Origin of the sequence: Sphingobacterium sp. BIGb0116, assembly GCF_024808035.1 — a bacterium.
Lineage (GTDB): Bacteria > Bacteroidota > Bacteroidia > Sphingobacteriales > Sphingobacteriaceae > Sphingobacterium > Sphingobacterium paramultivorum.
The window spans coordinates 218,435-231,341 of record NZ_JANUDT010000012.1 but is presented as its reverse complement, the minus strand read 5'-3'; the positions used below and the strand labels follow the sequence as shown (position 1 = coordinate 231,341).

General features: G+C 40.6%; 14 protein-coding genes. 7 read left to right on the top strand and 7 right to left on the bottom strand.

Going from position 1 to position 12,907, the window contains the following annotated elements; all coding sequences use genetic code 11:
• Positions 1 to 60: 60 nt before the first annotated feature.
• Entirely contained in the window at positions 61 to 972 is a 912-nt protein-coding gene (locus M2419_RS25275; RefSeq protein WP_228280283.1) for a zinc dependent phospholipase C family protein, read from the bottom strand.
• 219 nt (positions 973 to 1,191) lie between these two features.
• Here M2419_RS25275 and M2419_RS25270 point away from each other — a divergent pair, with 219 nt between their 5' ends.
• From M2419_RS25270 to M2419_RS25260, 3 genes are read left to right on the top strand one after another with little or no spacing between them, the layout of a single operon-like run.
• Positions 1,192 to 2,178 (top strand): glycosyltransferase family protein, encoded by a 987-nt coding sequence (locus tag M2419_RS25270; protein WP_120334628.1) that lies wholly within the window; start codon positions 1,192 to 1,194, stop codon positions 2,176 to 2,178.
• A gap of 6 nt (positions 2,179 to 2,184) precedes the next feature.
• Positions 2,185 to 2,916, top strand: coding sequence for an FKBP-type peptidyl-prolyl cis-trans isomerase (locus M2419_RS25265; protein ID WP_153848800.1), 732 nt, complete (start codon positions 2,185 to 2,187; stop codon positions 2,914 to 2,916).
• Positions 2,903 to 3,808 (top strand): aldo/keto reductase, encoded by a 906-nt coding sequence (locus M2419_RS25260; protein WP_153848801.1) that lies wholly within the window; start codon positions 2,903 to 2,905, stop codon positions 3,806 to 3,808. The genes M2419_RS25265 and M2419_RS25260 overlap by 14 nt, the downstream gene beginning before the upstream one ends.
• A gap of 6 nt (positions 3,809 to 3,814) precedes the next feature.
• Here M2419_RS25260 and kdsB read toward each other — a convergent pair whose 3' ends face one another.
• The 4 genes from kdsB to mazG form a co-directional block, all read right to left on the bottom strand.
• The gene (kdsB, locus tag M2419_RS25255) at positions 3,815 to 4,558 is read right to left on the bottom strand and encodes a 3-deoxy-manno-octulosonate cytidylyltransferase (protein WP_153848802.1); all 744 of its coding nucleotides are present in this window, start codon (positions 4,556 to 4,558) and stop codon (positions 3,815 to 3,817) included.
• 88 nt (positions 4,559 to 4,646) lie between these two features.
• Positions 4,647 to 5,264: a deoxynucleoside kinase gene (locus M2419_RS25250; protein ID WP_153848803.1), complete on the bottom strand. Its 618-nt coding sequence runs from the start codon at positions 5,262 to 5,264 to the stop codon at positions 4,647 to 4,649.
• Between the two features lie 12 nt (positions 5,265 to 5,276).
• Entirely contained in the window at positions 5,277 to 6,275 is a 999-nt protein-coding gene (trpS, locus tag M2419_RS25245; protein ID WP_153848804.1) for a tryptophan--tRNA ligase, read from the bottom strand.
• 74 nt (positions 6,276 to 6,349) lie between these two features.
• On the bottom strand, positions 6,350 to 7,162 hold the full coding sequence (gene mazG, locus M2419_RS25240; RefSeq protein WP_153848805.1) for a nucleoside triphosphate pyrophosphohydrolase: 813 nt from the start codon (positions 7,160 to 7,162) through the stop codon (positions 6,350 to 6,352).
• Positions 7,163 to 7,298: 136 nt separating this feature from the next.
• Between mazG and M2419_RS25235 the strand changes: the two genes are divergently transcribed.
• From M2419_RS25235 to M2419_RS25220, 4 genes are all read left to right on the top strand, one after another.
• Positions 7,299 to 7,598 (top strand): hypothetical protein, encoded by a 300-nt coding sequence (locus M2419_RS25235; protein WP_153848806.1) that lies wholly within the window; start codon positions 7,299 to 7,301, stop codon positions 7,596 to 7,598.
• A gap of 4 nt (positions 7,599 to 7,602) precedes the next feature.
• Positions 7,603 to 8,127 carry a hypothetical protein gene (locus tag M2419_RS25230; RefSeq protein ID WP_182332640.1) on the top strand — a complete coding sequence of 175 codons (525 nt, stop codon included), beginning with the start codon at positions 7,603 to 7,605 and terminating at the stop codon, positions 8,125 to 8,127.
• 107 nt (positions 8,128 to 8,234) lie between these two features.
• Positions 8,235 to 8,918, top strand: coding sequence for a hypothetical protein (locus M2419_RS25225; RefSeq protein ID WP_182332638.1), 684 nt, complete (start codon positions 8,235 to 8,237; stop codon positions 8,916 to 8,918).
• A 109-nt stretch (positions 8,919 to 9,027) separates the two neighbouring features.
• A complete protein-coding gene (locus tag M2419_RS25220; RefSeq protein WP_159728574.1) occupies positions 9,028 to 9,777 on the top strand; it encodes an SDR family NAD(P)-dependent oxidoreductase in 750 nt (249 codons plus the stop codon).
• A 60-nt stretch (positions 9,778 to 9,837) separates the two neighbouring features.
• Here M2419_RS25220 and M2419_RS25215 read toward each other — a convergent pair whose 3' ends face one another.
• Positions 9,838 to 11,301 carry a sulfatase gene (locus tag M2419_RS25215; RefSeq protein ID WP_182332636.1) on the bottom strand — a complete coding sequence of 488 codons (1,464 nt, stop codon included), beginning with the start codon at positions 11,299 to 11,301 and terminating at the stop codon, positions 9,838 to 9,840.
• Positions 11,302 to 11,314: 13 nt separating this feature from the next.
• Positions 11,315 to 12,874: a sulfatase gene (locus M2419_RS25210; protein ID WP_259255834.1), complete on the bottom strand. Its 1,560-nt coding sequence runs from the start codon at positions 12,872 to 12,874 to the stop codon at positions 11,315 to 11,317.
• Positions 12,875 to 12,907 lie beyond the last annotated feature (33 nt).

The window sequence follows — 12,907 nt, the reverse complement described above, 5'->3', positions numbered from 1 at the left end:
AAAAAATAAATAGTCCGGTGTGAATAATACTGGTAGTCCGGGTGATGTTTTGTAGCCTTTTTACATCCATTCTTCTCGACCGATACGCTTTTTTCCCGTTATATCGATGTGATCTTGCTTGTCGGTGCTTTTTATTTTTTCGATGTTGGTCAAGTCGGGTTGGCCGGATTCGAGCCAGGCTGAATACCAATAGGAAGCAACGCGTAAGATGGTTTTTTGCATTCTCCTTTCAACCATACCGTTCATGGCTTCATGATAAGCTATAGCATACCTGTCGGAATAGGTCCATACCAATTGATTGTTTCGCTCAATAAAAGATTTTTTTTGAGACGCCTTAAATTGACGATTGAGCCGGGCTTCAATGCTCAATACAGAATCCACAAGGCGATTGCTTTCACGGACGATAGTCCAGGCTTCCGCTAAGGGATCTTTGATATAGTTGGCTTTTCCAACGCGAAGGTTGTATTTTTCTGAAAACATTTCCGGTAAGCGGCTCTCCCAGAATGCATGTATACCTTGTTGATGCGTTAGCTGTCCATTATAATTTTTAGTCGTGTGCAATGGAACATGGGCATCAGCAATATAATGGCCGAGTTCTGCAGAGTGTTTGATAATCCGTTTATAATCTTTTGTTTGAAAGGCCTTAACAAGCTTTTGGTAGGTAAGATTGATTTGCCAGGGCACAATGCCATTTTTTAACAATTGCTTTTCTTGAAATTTCTCTTTGGCCTGTGACCAATGTATCGGTATAGAGTCAACTGTACCTTCCTTACGATAGTCCTCTAAATCTATAAAATGTCTTGGGCCTTCAGCGCTGTCTGTGAAGCAGCGTTTATCTGGATCAACAGCTTTTTCGGTAATAAGGTCAATATTGGATTTATAGAACTTAGCCAACTGAGCGGGGAGCGCAAAGACGGCATAATGATTAATTTTTTTATGAGCAAAAAATCCCCATGATGTTAGAATTAGCATGGCGACTATGCAAAGCATCCGATAAAAAAGAGACTTCATAAGGTATCAAACTGGCTATTAATTAATTGTTGATATTAAATATACATAAAGGAAAATTAAAAATGGATTAACGAATTTTTTTGTTGATGTTAATTTATATTTTCTTAACATAACTAAACAATAAAATAATATTGATACTCGTTAAAATTGATTAATTTGCCGACACAAAATGCAGTCGTTATGAAGATATTGTATGCCGTACAAGGGACAGGAAATGGACATCTGAGCCGGGCAATGGATATTGTTCCTTGTTTGAGGGAGTTAGGGGAAGTCGATGTTTTGGTTAGTGGAATTCAAGCAGATCTATCATTACCTTTCGAAGTGAAATACCGTTTTCACGGGTTGAGTTTTATCTTTGGTAAATCCGGCGGAGTAGATCTTTGGAAAACTTTTATGAGTTCGACGATCCGTAAATTTACGAATGAAATTAAGAGCTTGCCCATAGAAAACTATGATTTGGTGATCAATGATTTTGAACCGATTTCTGCTTGGGCTTGTCATTCAAAAGATTTGGAATGCATTGGGTTGAGCCATCAGATCGCTGCCTTAGATCCATCGAGTCCTAAGCCAGAAGATAGTGATATGCTGGGCAAATTTATTATGAAAAATTATGCTCCGTCTACCCATTCCTATGGTTTCCATTTCAAGCGGTACGCCAAGAATATTTACCAACCGGTTATCCGTAATGCTGTTCGTGAATTGAATGTCACAGATCAGGGACATTACACGGTTTACCTCCCGGCATATGACGATGCGCATCTTTTAAAGCATTTGATGAAGTTTCCGGATGTGAAGTGGGATGTTTTTAGCAAACATAATTCGAAGGCATTTGACATGAAAAATGTAACGATAAGACCGATCAATAACCAATCTTTTATTGATAGTATGGCATCTTCTTCTGGAGTTTTATGTGGGGCAGGTTTTGAAACACCGGCAGAAGCGTTATATTTGAAAAAGAAACTGTTAGTTATCCCGATGAAGAACCAATATGAGCAGCATTTGAATGCAGCGTCATTGGAAGAGATGGGGGTGCCTGTAATTTCGAGCTTAAAACAGAAAAACATGCTGGCGATAGAAGCCTGGCTCAACAGTAAATCTAGGGTTGAAGTTGATTACCCTAATATCACGCAGGAAATTATAAATGAAATCGTGCAGAAGCACCGTTAAACAAACATGAAGTATATTGCATTAGCCCTATTATCCTTGACAACAGTCACAGGATTTGCCCAACAAAAAAAAACGAACACGACGGCGAAGAAGAAGGTCGTCGCAACTAAATCAAGTACAACAAATCAACTGAAAACGAAGGCCGATTCTGTGTCTTATGCGTTTGGTGCCGATATCGGAAATTCACTAAAATCTATTGAGATCGATTACTTGAAGTCAGATGTTATTGCAAAAGCAATTTCGGATGTCTTGAAAGGGGATAAATCGCTATTGGAAGAAGGCCAAGGAAGAGCTGTTATCCAGCAGGCGATCATGGATGTTCGTGCTAAAAAAGAGGCTGCTAGTCGTGCTGAGGAAGATAAATTTTTTACCGAAAATGCAAAGGTCGCTGGAATGAAATCTACAGCTGAAGGAATTCAATATCTTGTTCTAAATCAGACGGAAGGTCCAAAGCCAAAAAGTGACGATGAGGTAACAGTGCATTATAGAGGTACCTTACTTAATGGAAAGCAATTTGATAGCTCATATGACCGTAAGGAGCCATTGAAACTATCCTTGGGTCAGGTGATCAAAGGTTGGCAGATTGGAATCCCGTTAATGTCGAAAGGTGCAAAGTATAAATTTTTTATACCAAGCAGATTAGCCTATGGCGAACGGGCAACAGGTGAAATTCCTGCAAACAGCACATTGGTGTTTGAGGTAGAATTGCTTGATATTGGTGCAGATGGAACAACGTAAATTAGGTAATACAAGCTTAATCGTTTCGGAAATAGGTTTGGGCTGTATGTCGTTAAAAGGCAATCAGTCCAAACAATCCAAAGATATTATCCAAAAAGCTTACGAGAACGGGATCACTTTCTTTGATACCGCTGATCTCTACGATAAAGGCCTAAACGAGATGATCGTCGGGGAGAGTGTGCAAAGCTTTCGTAAGCATATTGTGCTGGCGTCGAAAGTTGGTAACCTTTGGCGTGCAGATGGATCCGGCTGGGATTGGAAGGCTTCGAAGGACTATATTATCAAGGCTGTGGAAGGTTCGTTGTCACGTTTAAAAACGGATTACATCGACCTCTATCAGTTACATGGTGGTACTATAGAAGATCCGATAGAGGAAATTGTTGAAGCGTTTGAGTTGTTGAAGAAACAAGGGAAAATCCGTGCTTACGGCCTTTCATCAATTCGCCCAAACGTTATCAAGGCATTTTTGTCCAAATCTGACATTGCCTCAGTAATGATGCAATATAGTCTATTGGATAGAAGACCAGAGGAAGAAATCAGTGGCTTGTTGGAAGAACGGGGCGTAAGTATCGTCGTACGCGGTGTATTAGCCAAAGGTGTTCTCATCAACAAACCTATAGAACCTTTTCTTCAGTATAGTTCGGGAGAGGTGGCCCATATCGTGAGAAACTTGGCAAATCTTTCCAAACGTATCGGAAAAGACAATATGATTGTTGCACTTTCTTATGTGCTTTCTAACCCAGCTGTTGCTACAGCACTCGTTGGTGTGAGTACCAAATTGCAATTAGATGAATTGATCAGAGCAAAAGCGCAGATTATCAAATTAAGTAATTCGGATAAGCAGGTTCTATTGGAAGGTGTCCGGTCGTTATACTATACCGAACACCGGTAAGCTTTACTATTTATTGAAAAATAGTCTTAATATTTTAGTGAGGTCTTCTTTTGTATCCACGGCGACCGTTTCATGCGTTGTAATTGCCGTTTGAATGGCGTAACCGTTTTCTAACCAGCGTAGCTGTTCCAATGCCTCTGCTTCTTCTAGCATAGAAATGGGAAGTTGTGTCAGGGCTTTTAATGTATCTACCTGGTAAGCATATATTCCGATATGTTTATAGAATTTTTGCTTTTGTAACCATTGGTCTTTTTCCACACCTCTTAAAAAAGGAATGGTCTGCCTACTAAAGTAGATTGCTTCTCCTTTGCTGTTTCGGACAACTTTAGGGATGTTTACATTGAATAGTTCTTCCTCCGCTGTAATTTCCTTGACTAGGGTCGCTATCTGCGTAGTGGTATCTTCAAAACAGTGTGCTAAAAGATCAATTTGCGCCGGGTCGATAAAGGGTTCGTCGCCCTGTATATTGATGGCAACATCATAACCTTCTATATTCGTTATGACTTCGGCGCAACGATCTGTTCCTGATTGGTGGTGCTCTGCTGTCATTACCACCTTGCCACCAAAGGAAAGTACAGTTTGTGCTATGCGTTGGTCGTCAGTAGCAACAACAACTTCGTTTAATTTTGTTGATTTCTTGACCTGTTCGTAGACACGTTGGATCATCGTTTTTCCTTCGATGTCGATCAGGGGTTTTCCAGGGAATCTGCTCGACGCATATCGGGCAGGGATAATACCTAAAAATTTCATCTTTTATTTTTTATCAATGGATGGGCAACTGGAATTTATCAAAAAGCCTGTAAAATAACGTGATTTTACAGGCTTTTTAATGTGCTGATTATTCAAATAATCCGAATAATTCGGCTTCAATCTTTTGGATGATACCGCCGAGATCTTCTGGATTTTTGGTGAAATCCAGATTGTCCTTGTCCAGAATCATTACCTTACCTTCTTTGTAATTATTGATCCATTTATCGTATTTATCGTTCAGCTTCGACAGATAATCCAAGCGAATTGCGGATTCATAGTCACGGCCCCTTTTTTGGATATTATTCACCAGGGTAGGGACAGAGGCTTTGAGGTAAATCAATAAATCTGGCGGTTTGATATAGTGGATAATGCTTTGAAAAATATTACTATAGTTTTCAAAATCACGTGCGCTCATTAAACCCATATCATACAAGTTTTCGGCAAAGATATAAGCATCTTCATAAATGGTACGATCCTGAATCATATCAATGCCAGTTTCCTGCAATTTTACAATATGTCTAAAGCGACTGTTGAGGAAAAAAATCTGAAGATTGAATGCCCAGCGTTTCATGTCCGAATAAAAATCTTCCAGATAAGGATTGTTGTCTACAGCTTCAAACTGAGGTTCAAATTTAAAGTGACTGGCTAACATTTCGGTCAATGTTGTTTTGCCGGCACCTATATTTCCAACGATAGCTATGTGCATATTATTTCTAGCTTAATAAAATCTTTTAATACCAATAATCTCACGAACTTCTTTCAGTGTCTTGTGCGCGGATTCGCTTGCTTTTTCAGCGCCCATTTTTGCAACTTTAGCAATGTATGCATCATCATTTGATATTTCATCAATACGGGAGCGCACATCGTTGGTTGCAAGTACCATATCTTCTGCCAATTGTTTTTTGAAATCACCATAACGAATTTCACATTTGTTATAGAGTTCATCAAAATGCTGTAACGTATCTGCAGTAGATACGACCTTCATTAAATCAAAAAGATTTTGGATAGCTTCAGGCTTAGGCTGGTTCATCTCCGTTGGGCCAGAATCGGATACAGCACGCATCACCTTTTTACGAATTACGGTTTCACTATCCGATAGATAAATACAATCTGCCTCACCATTGGATTTACCCATTTTTCCCTGGCCTGCAAGTCCGGGAACTTTCACCAATTTGTCGGAATAGGAGAATGCAAATGCTTCTTTAAAATAATCTACGTTGTATAAGCGATTGAAGCGATTGCCAAAAGTCCGCGTCATCTCCAAATGTTGTTCCTGATCTTTTCCTACTGGAACCTTTGTGCCATGGTGAATCAATATATCACAGGCCATCAAGACCGGATAGGTCAATAAACCTGCGTTAACATTGTCGGGATTGCTTCTAACTTTATCTTTAAATGCTGTAGCGCGTTCAAGCTCGCCGAGATAGGCGTTCATATTCATGTATAGATAGAGTTCCGCAACTTCTGGAACATCTGATTGAACGTAAATAGTCGATTTTTCGGGGTCTATTCCTGCAGCTAAATATTCAACAATAACTTGGCGAACCGTTCCCTGAAGTCCATGAGGAGTGGGGTGGGTCGTTAGTGAATGTAAATCCGCAATGAAAAAAAAGCAATTATATTCGTTTTGCATTTTCACAAAATTGCTCAATGCGCCGTAGTAATTTCCTAAATGTAATTTTCCGGTACTTCTGATACCGCTAACAACTGTTTCCATATTCCTGCGAATTTACGCATAAATTTGACAAAGTCGAATTAAATTCGGTCGGTGACTCCTTTTTAGGAATTGCTTTATTTTTTTAATTTTTTAGCTTCATTCCAATAAACGTCCATTTCTTCTAAACTCATTTCCTGCAGCTGTTGCTTATTTTCAGCGGCTTTTTGTTCTAAATAGGTAAACCGTTCAATGAATTTTTTATTGGTGCGTTCAAGAGCATTTTCAGGGTTGATACCAATATGCCGTGCATAATTTATCAAGGAGAATAAGAGGTCGCCAAATTCCCCTTCTGCTTTTTCCTGATCCATTGGAAGTGCTGTCTCCAGATTAAATTCTGCTTTAAATTCGGCAAGCTCTTCCTCTACTTTTTCCCATACTTGTTTCTTATCTTCCCAGTCAAAGCCGACACCGCGAACTTTATCTTGGATACGATAGGCCTTTACCAAAGCGGGTAGGCCTTTCGGGACGCCGGAAAGAACAGATGTATTGCCTTCTTTGAGCTTGATTGTTTCCCAATTGGATTTGACTTGATCTTCTGTATCAGCACTGGTGTCGCCGTAGATATGGGGATGGCGCGTAATCAATTTATCACAGATTGCATTGAGTACGTCTACGATGTTGAAATGTCCGTGTTCTTCGGCAATGCGGGCATAGAATACAAGATGCATCAAGACGTCACCAAGTTCTTTTTTGATTTCTGGATAATCTTTTTCCAAAATGGCGTCGGTTAATTCATACATTTCCTCCATAGTCAAATGTCGAAGGGATTCCATGGTCTGTTTTTTATCCCAGGGACATTCAATCCGTAAAGTATATAAGACATCGAGTAATCGTTGAAAAGCTAGTTGAGGTGTATGCTGATACGCTGGTGCTGCTAGATTTGCCATATTTCATCGTGTTTGGTAGCACAAAAGTAGAAATATGATTTCGAATAAACTATTTCAAATTGCGGAAAACAAAACTCTTTTGTCAATCGTTTTATAATAAAAATTAGAATTTAGATCGGATTTAGAACAATCAACTATGGAAAGAATGCATGGATACTCCTCTGCAAGTGTTGCCTTGGAAAAGTTAAACAACTTAGGTTACACGATAGATTATAATATTGAATTTGACGATTTGTTGGCTCATGCAGATCAGTACAGAATTGACTACTTATTTCGCTATGAAGGTGCATCGGATCCTGATGATGAATCGTCGGTGTATGGTATTAGCAAAAATTCGGGACAGAAAGGTGTTTTTGTTGCAGGCAATTTGTCTTTAATTGAAGGTAAGAAGCGGGATATTCTATTACAAATGGAACTTAAAGAGCGGGAGCGATAGCCTTATGGAAAAAAATGGAATGGAAACAACGGAGCGGCTTGAGCAGCTTAAGCTTTGGGCCTTGAAACGCGATGGTAAAGAGGCGGATACGCAATATCATGATCTTGCTTCGGATCGATGGTTGCAGGTTTATAGAAATGAAGCATTAAACCTCATGAAAGCGGGATTCTACAATAAAGGCTCGGCTTTGTTTGAGTCTTATGTTGAGGTTCATTATCCACATGAACTGGAAAAATTGATTGGCAAATTAGAACGTAGTTATGACAGTTTACAGCGTTTTAGTCCAGGATTGCTTGAGGATGGTTTTTATAATCTCGTTTTGGGCGATATCCCTTTGCTCATGGCTGGTACGATCGTTGTTTTGCTTCGGGCCAAAGAGTCTGATTTTCCATCCATTTACAATAATGATGCGGATGCCGACATGCGAAGCTCTCCAAATTGGCTTATACAGCAATCAAACAATGATATTTGGGTTGATATGCACCAGACAGCTTTAAATAATATTCACTACCCGGATAAAATTCTTTAGTCTGGCAAAATTTTTGTAGTCGATCGTACCAGAAAGAGGAAACCTGAATAGGTTGTTCACTTTTTGGACTTTTTATTGAATTATAAACCCATTCTAAATTTTATTTTATGATGTTGTACATTGGTATTTTTGCCGTTATCGTTGTGGCTTGCGTATTCATTTCTCTTATGATGATGAAAAAGCAAAAGGAGACGGCCAAAAAGTATGAAGGTGAATCCGGGATTGCCCTAGCTCCGGGCGTAAAGGATGAATTGTTAAGTGATGAATTTAGTGAATTAAGAAAACAGTTGAACGGCGCTCCGATCGACGCCTTTACGCAATGCGCGTATATTGCAACGGTTGGGGACAAAGTTGCTTCCGCTGCAGCTACGGCAGCCAAGACTGTTGCTTGGGCGGCTGTAGGTGTAAAGGCTCGTTATAATGAACGGGATAACGCTTCTTATCTGGTGCTTAGCAACAACGAATTGCATTACGTGTTTTTCGATGAGGGGGAGGCGAGAGACCATTTGGTTTTTGATCATGAAACCTTACTTGATGCCAAGACTGCTCAGATTAGCAATTCCGAAAAAGTAACACGAATGGGCTCTGTTATGGGATTGAAGCCTAAGAAAATGCATCTTGACGTCAATGGAAATGGGCTCGATATTATTTATTACGGCACTGTTCAGCGTATGCCGCATGGTATTATCTCTCCAGGTTCGGGTATGTTTGAAACACAGGCGCGGCTTCAATTGATGGGGCGTTTGTTTTTGGATAGATTATACAAAAAATATCCGCAGCTGCAGGGCTAACTTTTCAAGAAATGTCATTTTAGTTTCGTTTTAATTGAAGTAAGTGGCCTTTTTGACTTGATTCCGCATTGCTTTTAGTAAATTGTCTGTATCATAAAATTTATATCATATGAAAATTTTAGCAGATAAAGTAGCTTTAGTAACGGGTGCTGGTTCGGGGATCGGACTGGCAGTTGCATTGGCTTATGGTAAAGAAGGTGCTAAGGTCGTTGTCTCGGATATCAACGAGCAAGCGGGGAATGAAACCGTAAAACAAATTGAATCTCTAGGAGGAGAAGCTGTGTTTTTCAAAGCAGATAGCTCATCTCCCGCTGACAATGAAGCCTTGGTGGGGTATGCTGTCAAGACATTTGGCCGGCTTGATATTGCATGCAATAATGCTGGTATTGGTGGAGAGGCTGCACTAACGGGAGATTACAGTCTCGATGGATGGAAAAAAGTAATTGATATTAATTTCAATGGCGTATTTTATGGATGTAAATATCAAATAGAAGCCATGGAGAGGAATGGAGGCGGTGTTATTGTCAATATGGCTTCCATTCATGGTACCGTGGCTGCGCCTATGTCAAGTGCTTATACTTCAGCCAAACATGCTGTAGTGGGACTGACAAAGAACATCGGCGCAGAATATGGTCAAAAAAATATTCGTTGTAATGCGGTTGGACCTGGTTATATTGATACACCGTTATTGGCTAAGTTGGATAAAGAGCATATCGATGCGTTAATCAGTAAACACCCTATTGGACGTTTGGGAAAGGCAGAGGAAGTCGCTGAGCTGGTTCTTTTTCTAAGTTCGGATAAATCGTCTTTTATGACCGGTGGGTATTACTTAGTTGATGGTGGTTATACTGCTGTTTAACAGATCAGTTTAAGAAAAAAAAGGGATCCAAGTGTGTCGTGTTGGATCCCTTTTTTTGCACTATAACTGTGCTGCTGGGCGTATTTCAGTCCCTTCCATGTTATTTAATCCGTCACCCAACGTGCGACGATATTTATCTGCTACCTGTTGGAGTTGTTTGACAATTTCGGGATATTGATCTTTTAGGTCTCTATCTTCACCGGGATCAATTGCAAGATTATATAATGCCAACGGGACTTTTACTGTAGCATATTTTCCTGGATACCGATCGCCGCCTATGGTTGCAGGTACTTCGTATGTTTCGGTTTCAGCAGGAAAAACAAGCTTCCATTTTCCTTTTCGGATTGCTTTCAAATTGTTTTTATTATGATAATAAGCGAGTTCATCTCGTGGAGTACTTTGGGTATTACCCAATAGAAGCTCTGTAAAATCAATCCCATCGATTTTCTTTATTGGCTTGGCTGCCTGGGTAATATTGACAATCGTTGGTAGTAAGTCCATATTGGTCAAAAGCTGGTTACTTACAGTTGCCGGTTTGACATGACCTGGCCAGCTTATAATGCAAGGTACTTTTAATCCACCATCAAATATAGTTGCTTTACCCTCTCTGAGCCCTCCTGTCGAACCTGCGTGGTTTCCAAACGTGAGCCATGGACCATTGTCACTCGTGAAAATAACAATAGTGTTTTCGAGCAGATGATTTTGTTCCAACGTCTTCATCACTTCGCCTACGGACCAGTCTACTTCTTCCATGACATCCCCAAACATACCGGCACCGCTTTTGCCTTTAAATTTTTCGGAAACGCCAAGTGGGACATGAACCATGGCATGGGCTAAATAGAGAAAGAAAGGGTTGTTTTTATTACGTTTGATAAAAGAGACCGCTCGGTTTGTATAATCGGTGGTCAATTGATCCTGACCATCAAAAGAATCGATAATTTTAACTGTTTTGTTGCCTTCGATTAAAGGAAGTGGGGGGTATTGGGCCCGCCAAAAAGTTGAATCTTGCCATTTTTTTCCTTCATAATCGTAGGCCCACATATCATTGGAGTAGGGAAGTCCATAGAACTCGTCAAAGCCATTTTGAAGGGGAAGGTAAGGCTCTTTATGTCCAAGATGCCATTTTCCGACCATGCCGGTTTTATATCCTTTGCTTTTCAATAGTTCGGCGATAGTTTGTTCATCGGGGTTAAGTGCAAATTTGGCATTATGGTCAATCGCACCGCTAATGCCAATTCGCGTAGGGTAGCAGCCGGTTAATAGGGCACTTCGGGAAGCTGTACAGATTGGCTGCGCGGCATAAAAATCGGTAAAACGCAAACCTTGTGCTGCGAGTTTATCGATATTTGGCGTTTGGTAGGGGCCACCACCATAGCAGACTGGGTCGGCATAGCCCATATCATCCATTAAAATAATAATGATGTTTGGGGGTGGAGCTGGTTTATTCTCATCCGTAATAGAAGCTGCAGAAGCTCCAAGGGTAAATAAGAATGGTATAAAAGAAAATATATACTTCAAATCCATCGTTTGCATTTAATTATTTAACGGTTAAGTTTTCTTGTTTGAGAACCTGCTGAAAAGCTGCTCTTGTTGCATCATCATCGCCCGCTTCAGCTTTAAGTTTAGCCAATTTTTTCTTCAACCTGGCAATTTCTTTGACATATTTTTTGTCTAGAATGGCATTGTGTGTTTCTATGGGATCTTGCTGCAGGTCATAGAATTCCCAAGCTGGAGCCGTTGTTTTAGAGTCGCTGCCTGTCATTTCTAATGGCTGTCCATAGAAGTAGATCAGTTTGTAGCGTTCATCACGGACTCCAAGATGCGCCGGGCGTATTGGTGCATGTTGCCAGTAACGGTAATACATGGCAGACCGCCATGCTTTGGATGTATTTCCTTTGAGGTTATTCCGAAAGCTTTCGCCTTGGATGTAGGCAGGTTTTTTGATGCCGGCATAATCTGCAAATAGTGCAGCGAAATCGATATTTAGAATCATGTCATCTAATCGACTACCAGCTTTGATTTCTTTGGGGTAGCTGATCACAAAAGGCATGCGCAGTGATTCTTCGTACATCAAACGTTTATCCATAAAATTGTGTTCTCCTAAGAAGTATCCCTGGTCGGAAGCCAGGATCACAACGGTATTTTCGTCCAAATTTGCCGTTGTAAGATAGCGCATAATTTTCCCCAGATTGTCATCGATTCCAGCGACGCAACGCAGATAATCTTTGAGGAACTTTTGGTAGATCTTTTTGCGGGCTTCCAAAGGGCCCATTCCTTTTGTTGAAAACGGAAGCTCGGGATAAGATGTCCAAAAGGGGCCTACCGAAGCTTGCTCATAACGGCGGCCAAGCTCCTCCAAGGGCTGCCCTTCAAAAGAGCGGCCAGTTGTGATTGCTCCTGAATCCAAAAATGTCGGGGGATAAGGAAACTCCACATCTTTGTAGTAATCTTTGAATCGCTCGGCAAAATCAAAGGGTTCATGCGTCGCTTTGTAATGACACATTAAGAAGAAGGGTTTATCGGGGTTGCGTGATTTTAACCAGTCCAGACTCATCGTTGTGGTGATATCATCTACATAGCCTTCGTAAGGTGTACCGGCCTCTTCCTTATCATTCCAGTTGTCTTTAGAGAGGTAAGTCGGGTTATGATAAACACCGTGCCCAGGAAGAACTTTAAAATCGTCAAATCCACTTGGCCTTTTTTTCAGATGCCATTTCCCAAACACAGCAGTTTGGTAGCCCGCATTGTGCAGATCCTTGGCGATATTTTCCTTATCGGGATCCAACGCATCTTCCAGTGTGTAGACTTGGTTTTTATTACTGTACTGTCCTGTCAGTATGGTTGCACGGCTAGGGGTGCAAATTGAATTGGTACAGAATGTATTATTGAGTACCGCCCCCTGACTGGCTAATTTTTCAATATTCGGATTTTTGACAAAATCTTTTAAAATACCGCCATATACGCCCCATGCTTGGGCTGTGAAATCGTCCGTTAGGATAAAGACGATATTGGGGCGTTGTGTTGCGTTGTTCTTTTTCTGTGCTTGTGAAAAAATGGGCAATAGGCCGCAGATGAGCAATACAAATTTTTTATTCATGTGAATTCAGCTATATATTAGTCGACGAATTGA

Bases quoted from the DNA above. Each gene is read 5' to 3' on its own strand.
- M2419_RS25275 (WP_228280283.1), bottom strand. From the start codon at position 972: ATGCTAATTCTAACATCATGGGGATTTTTTGCTCATAAAAAAATTAAT.
- M2419_RS25270 (WP_120334628.1), top strand. From the start codon at position 1,192: ATGAAGATATTGTATGCCGTACAAGGGACAGGAAATGGACATCTGAGC.
- M2419_RS25265 (WP_153848800.1), top strand. From the start codon at position 2,185: ATGAAGTATATTGCATTAGCCCTATTATCCTTGACAACAGTCACAGGA.
- M2419_RS25260 (WP_153848801.1), top strand. From the start codon at position 2,903: ATGGAACAACGTAAATTAGGTAATACAAGCTTAATCGTTTCGGAAATA.
- kdsB (WP_153848802.1), bottom strand. From the start codon at position 4,558: ATGAAATTTTTAGGTATTATCCCTGCCCGATATGCGTCGAGCAGATTC.
- M2419_RS25250 (WP_153848803.1), bottom strand. From the start codon at position 5,264: ATGCACATAGCTATCGTTGGAAATATAGGTGCCGGCAAAACAACATTG.
- trpS (WP_153848804.1), bottom strand. From the start codon at position 6,275: ATGGAAACAGTTGTTAGCGGTATCAGAAGTACCGGAAAATTACATTTA.
- mazG (WP_153848805.1), bottom strand. From the start codon at position 7,162: ATGGCAAATCTAGCAGCACCAGCGTATCAGCATACACCTCAACTAGCT.
- M2419_RS25235 (WP_153848806.1), top strand. From the start codon at position 7,299: ATGGAAAGAATGCATGGATACTCCTCTGCAAGTGTTGCCTTGGAAAAG.
- M2419_RS25230 (WP_182332640.1), top strand. From the start codon at position 7,603: ATGGAAAAAAATGGAATGGAAACAACGGAGCGGCTTGAGCAGCTTAAG.
- M2419_RS25225 (WP_182332638.1), top strand. From the start codon at position 8,235: ATGATGTTGTACATTGGTATTTTTGCCGTTATCGTTGTGGCTTGCGTA.
- M2419_RS25220 (WP_159728574.1), top strand. From the start codon at position 9,028: ATGAAAATTTTAGCAGATAAAGTAGCTTTAGTAACGGGTGCTGGTTCG.
- M2419_RS25215 (WP_182332636.1), bottom strand. From the start codon at position 11,301: ATGGATTTGAAGTATATATTTTCTTTTATACCATTCTTATTTACCCTT.
- M2419_RS25210 (WP_259255834.1), bottom strand. From the start codon at position 12,874: ATGAATAAAAAATTTGTATTGCTCATCTGCGGCCTATTGCCCATTTTT.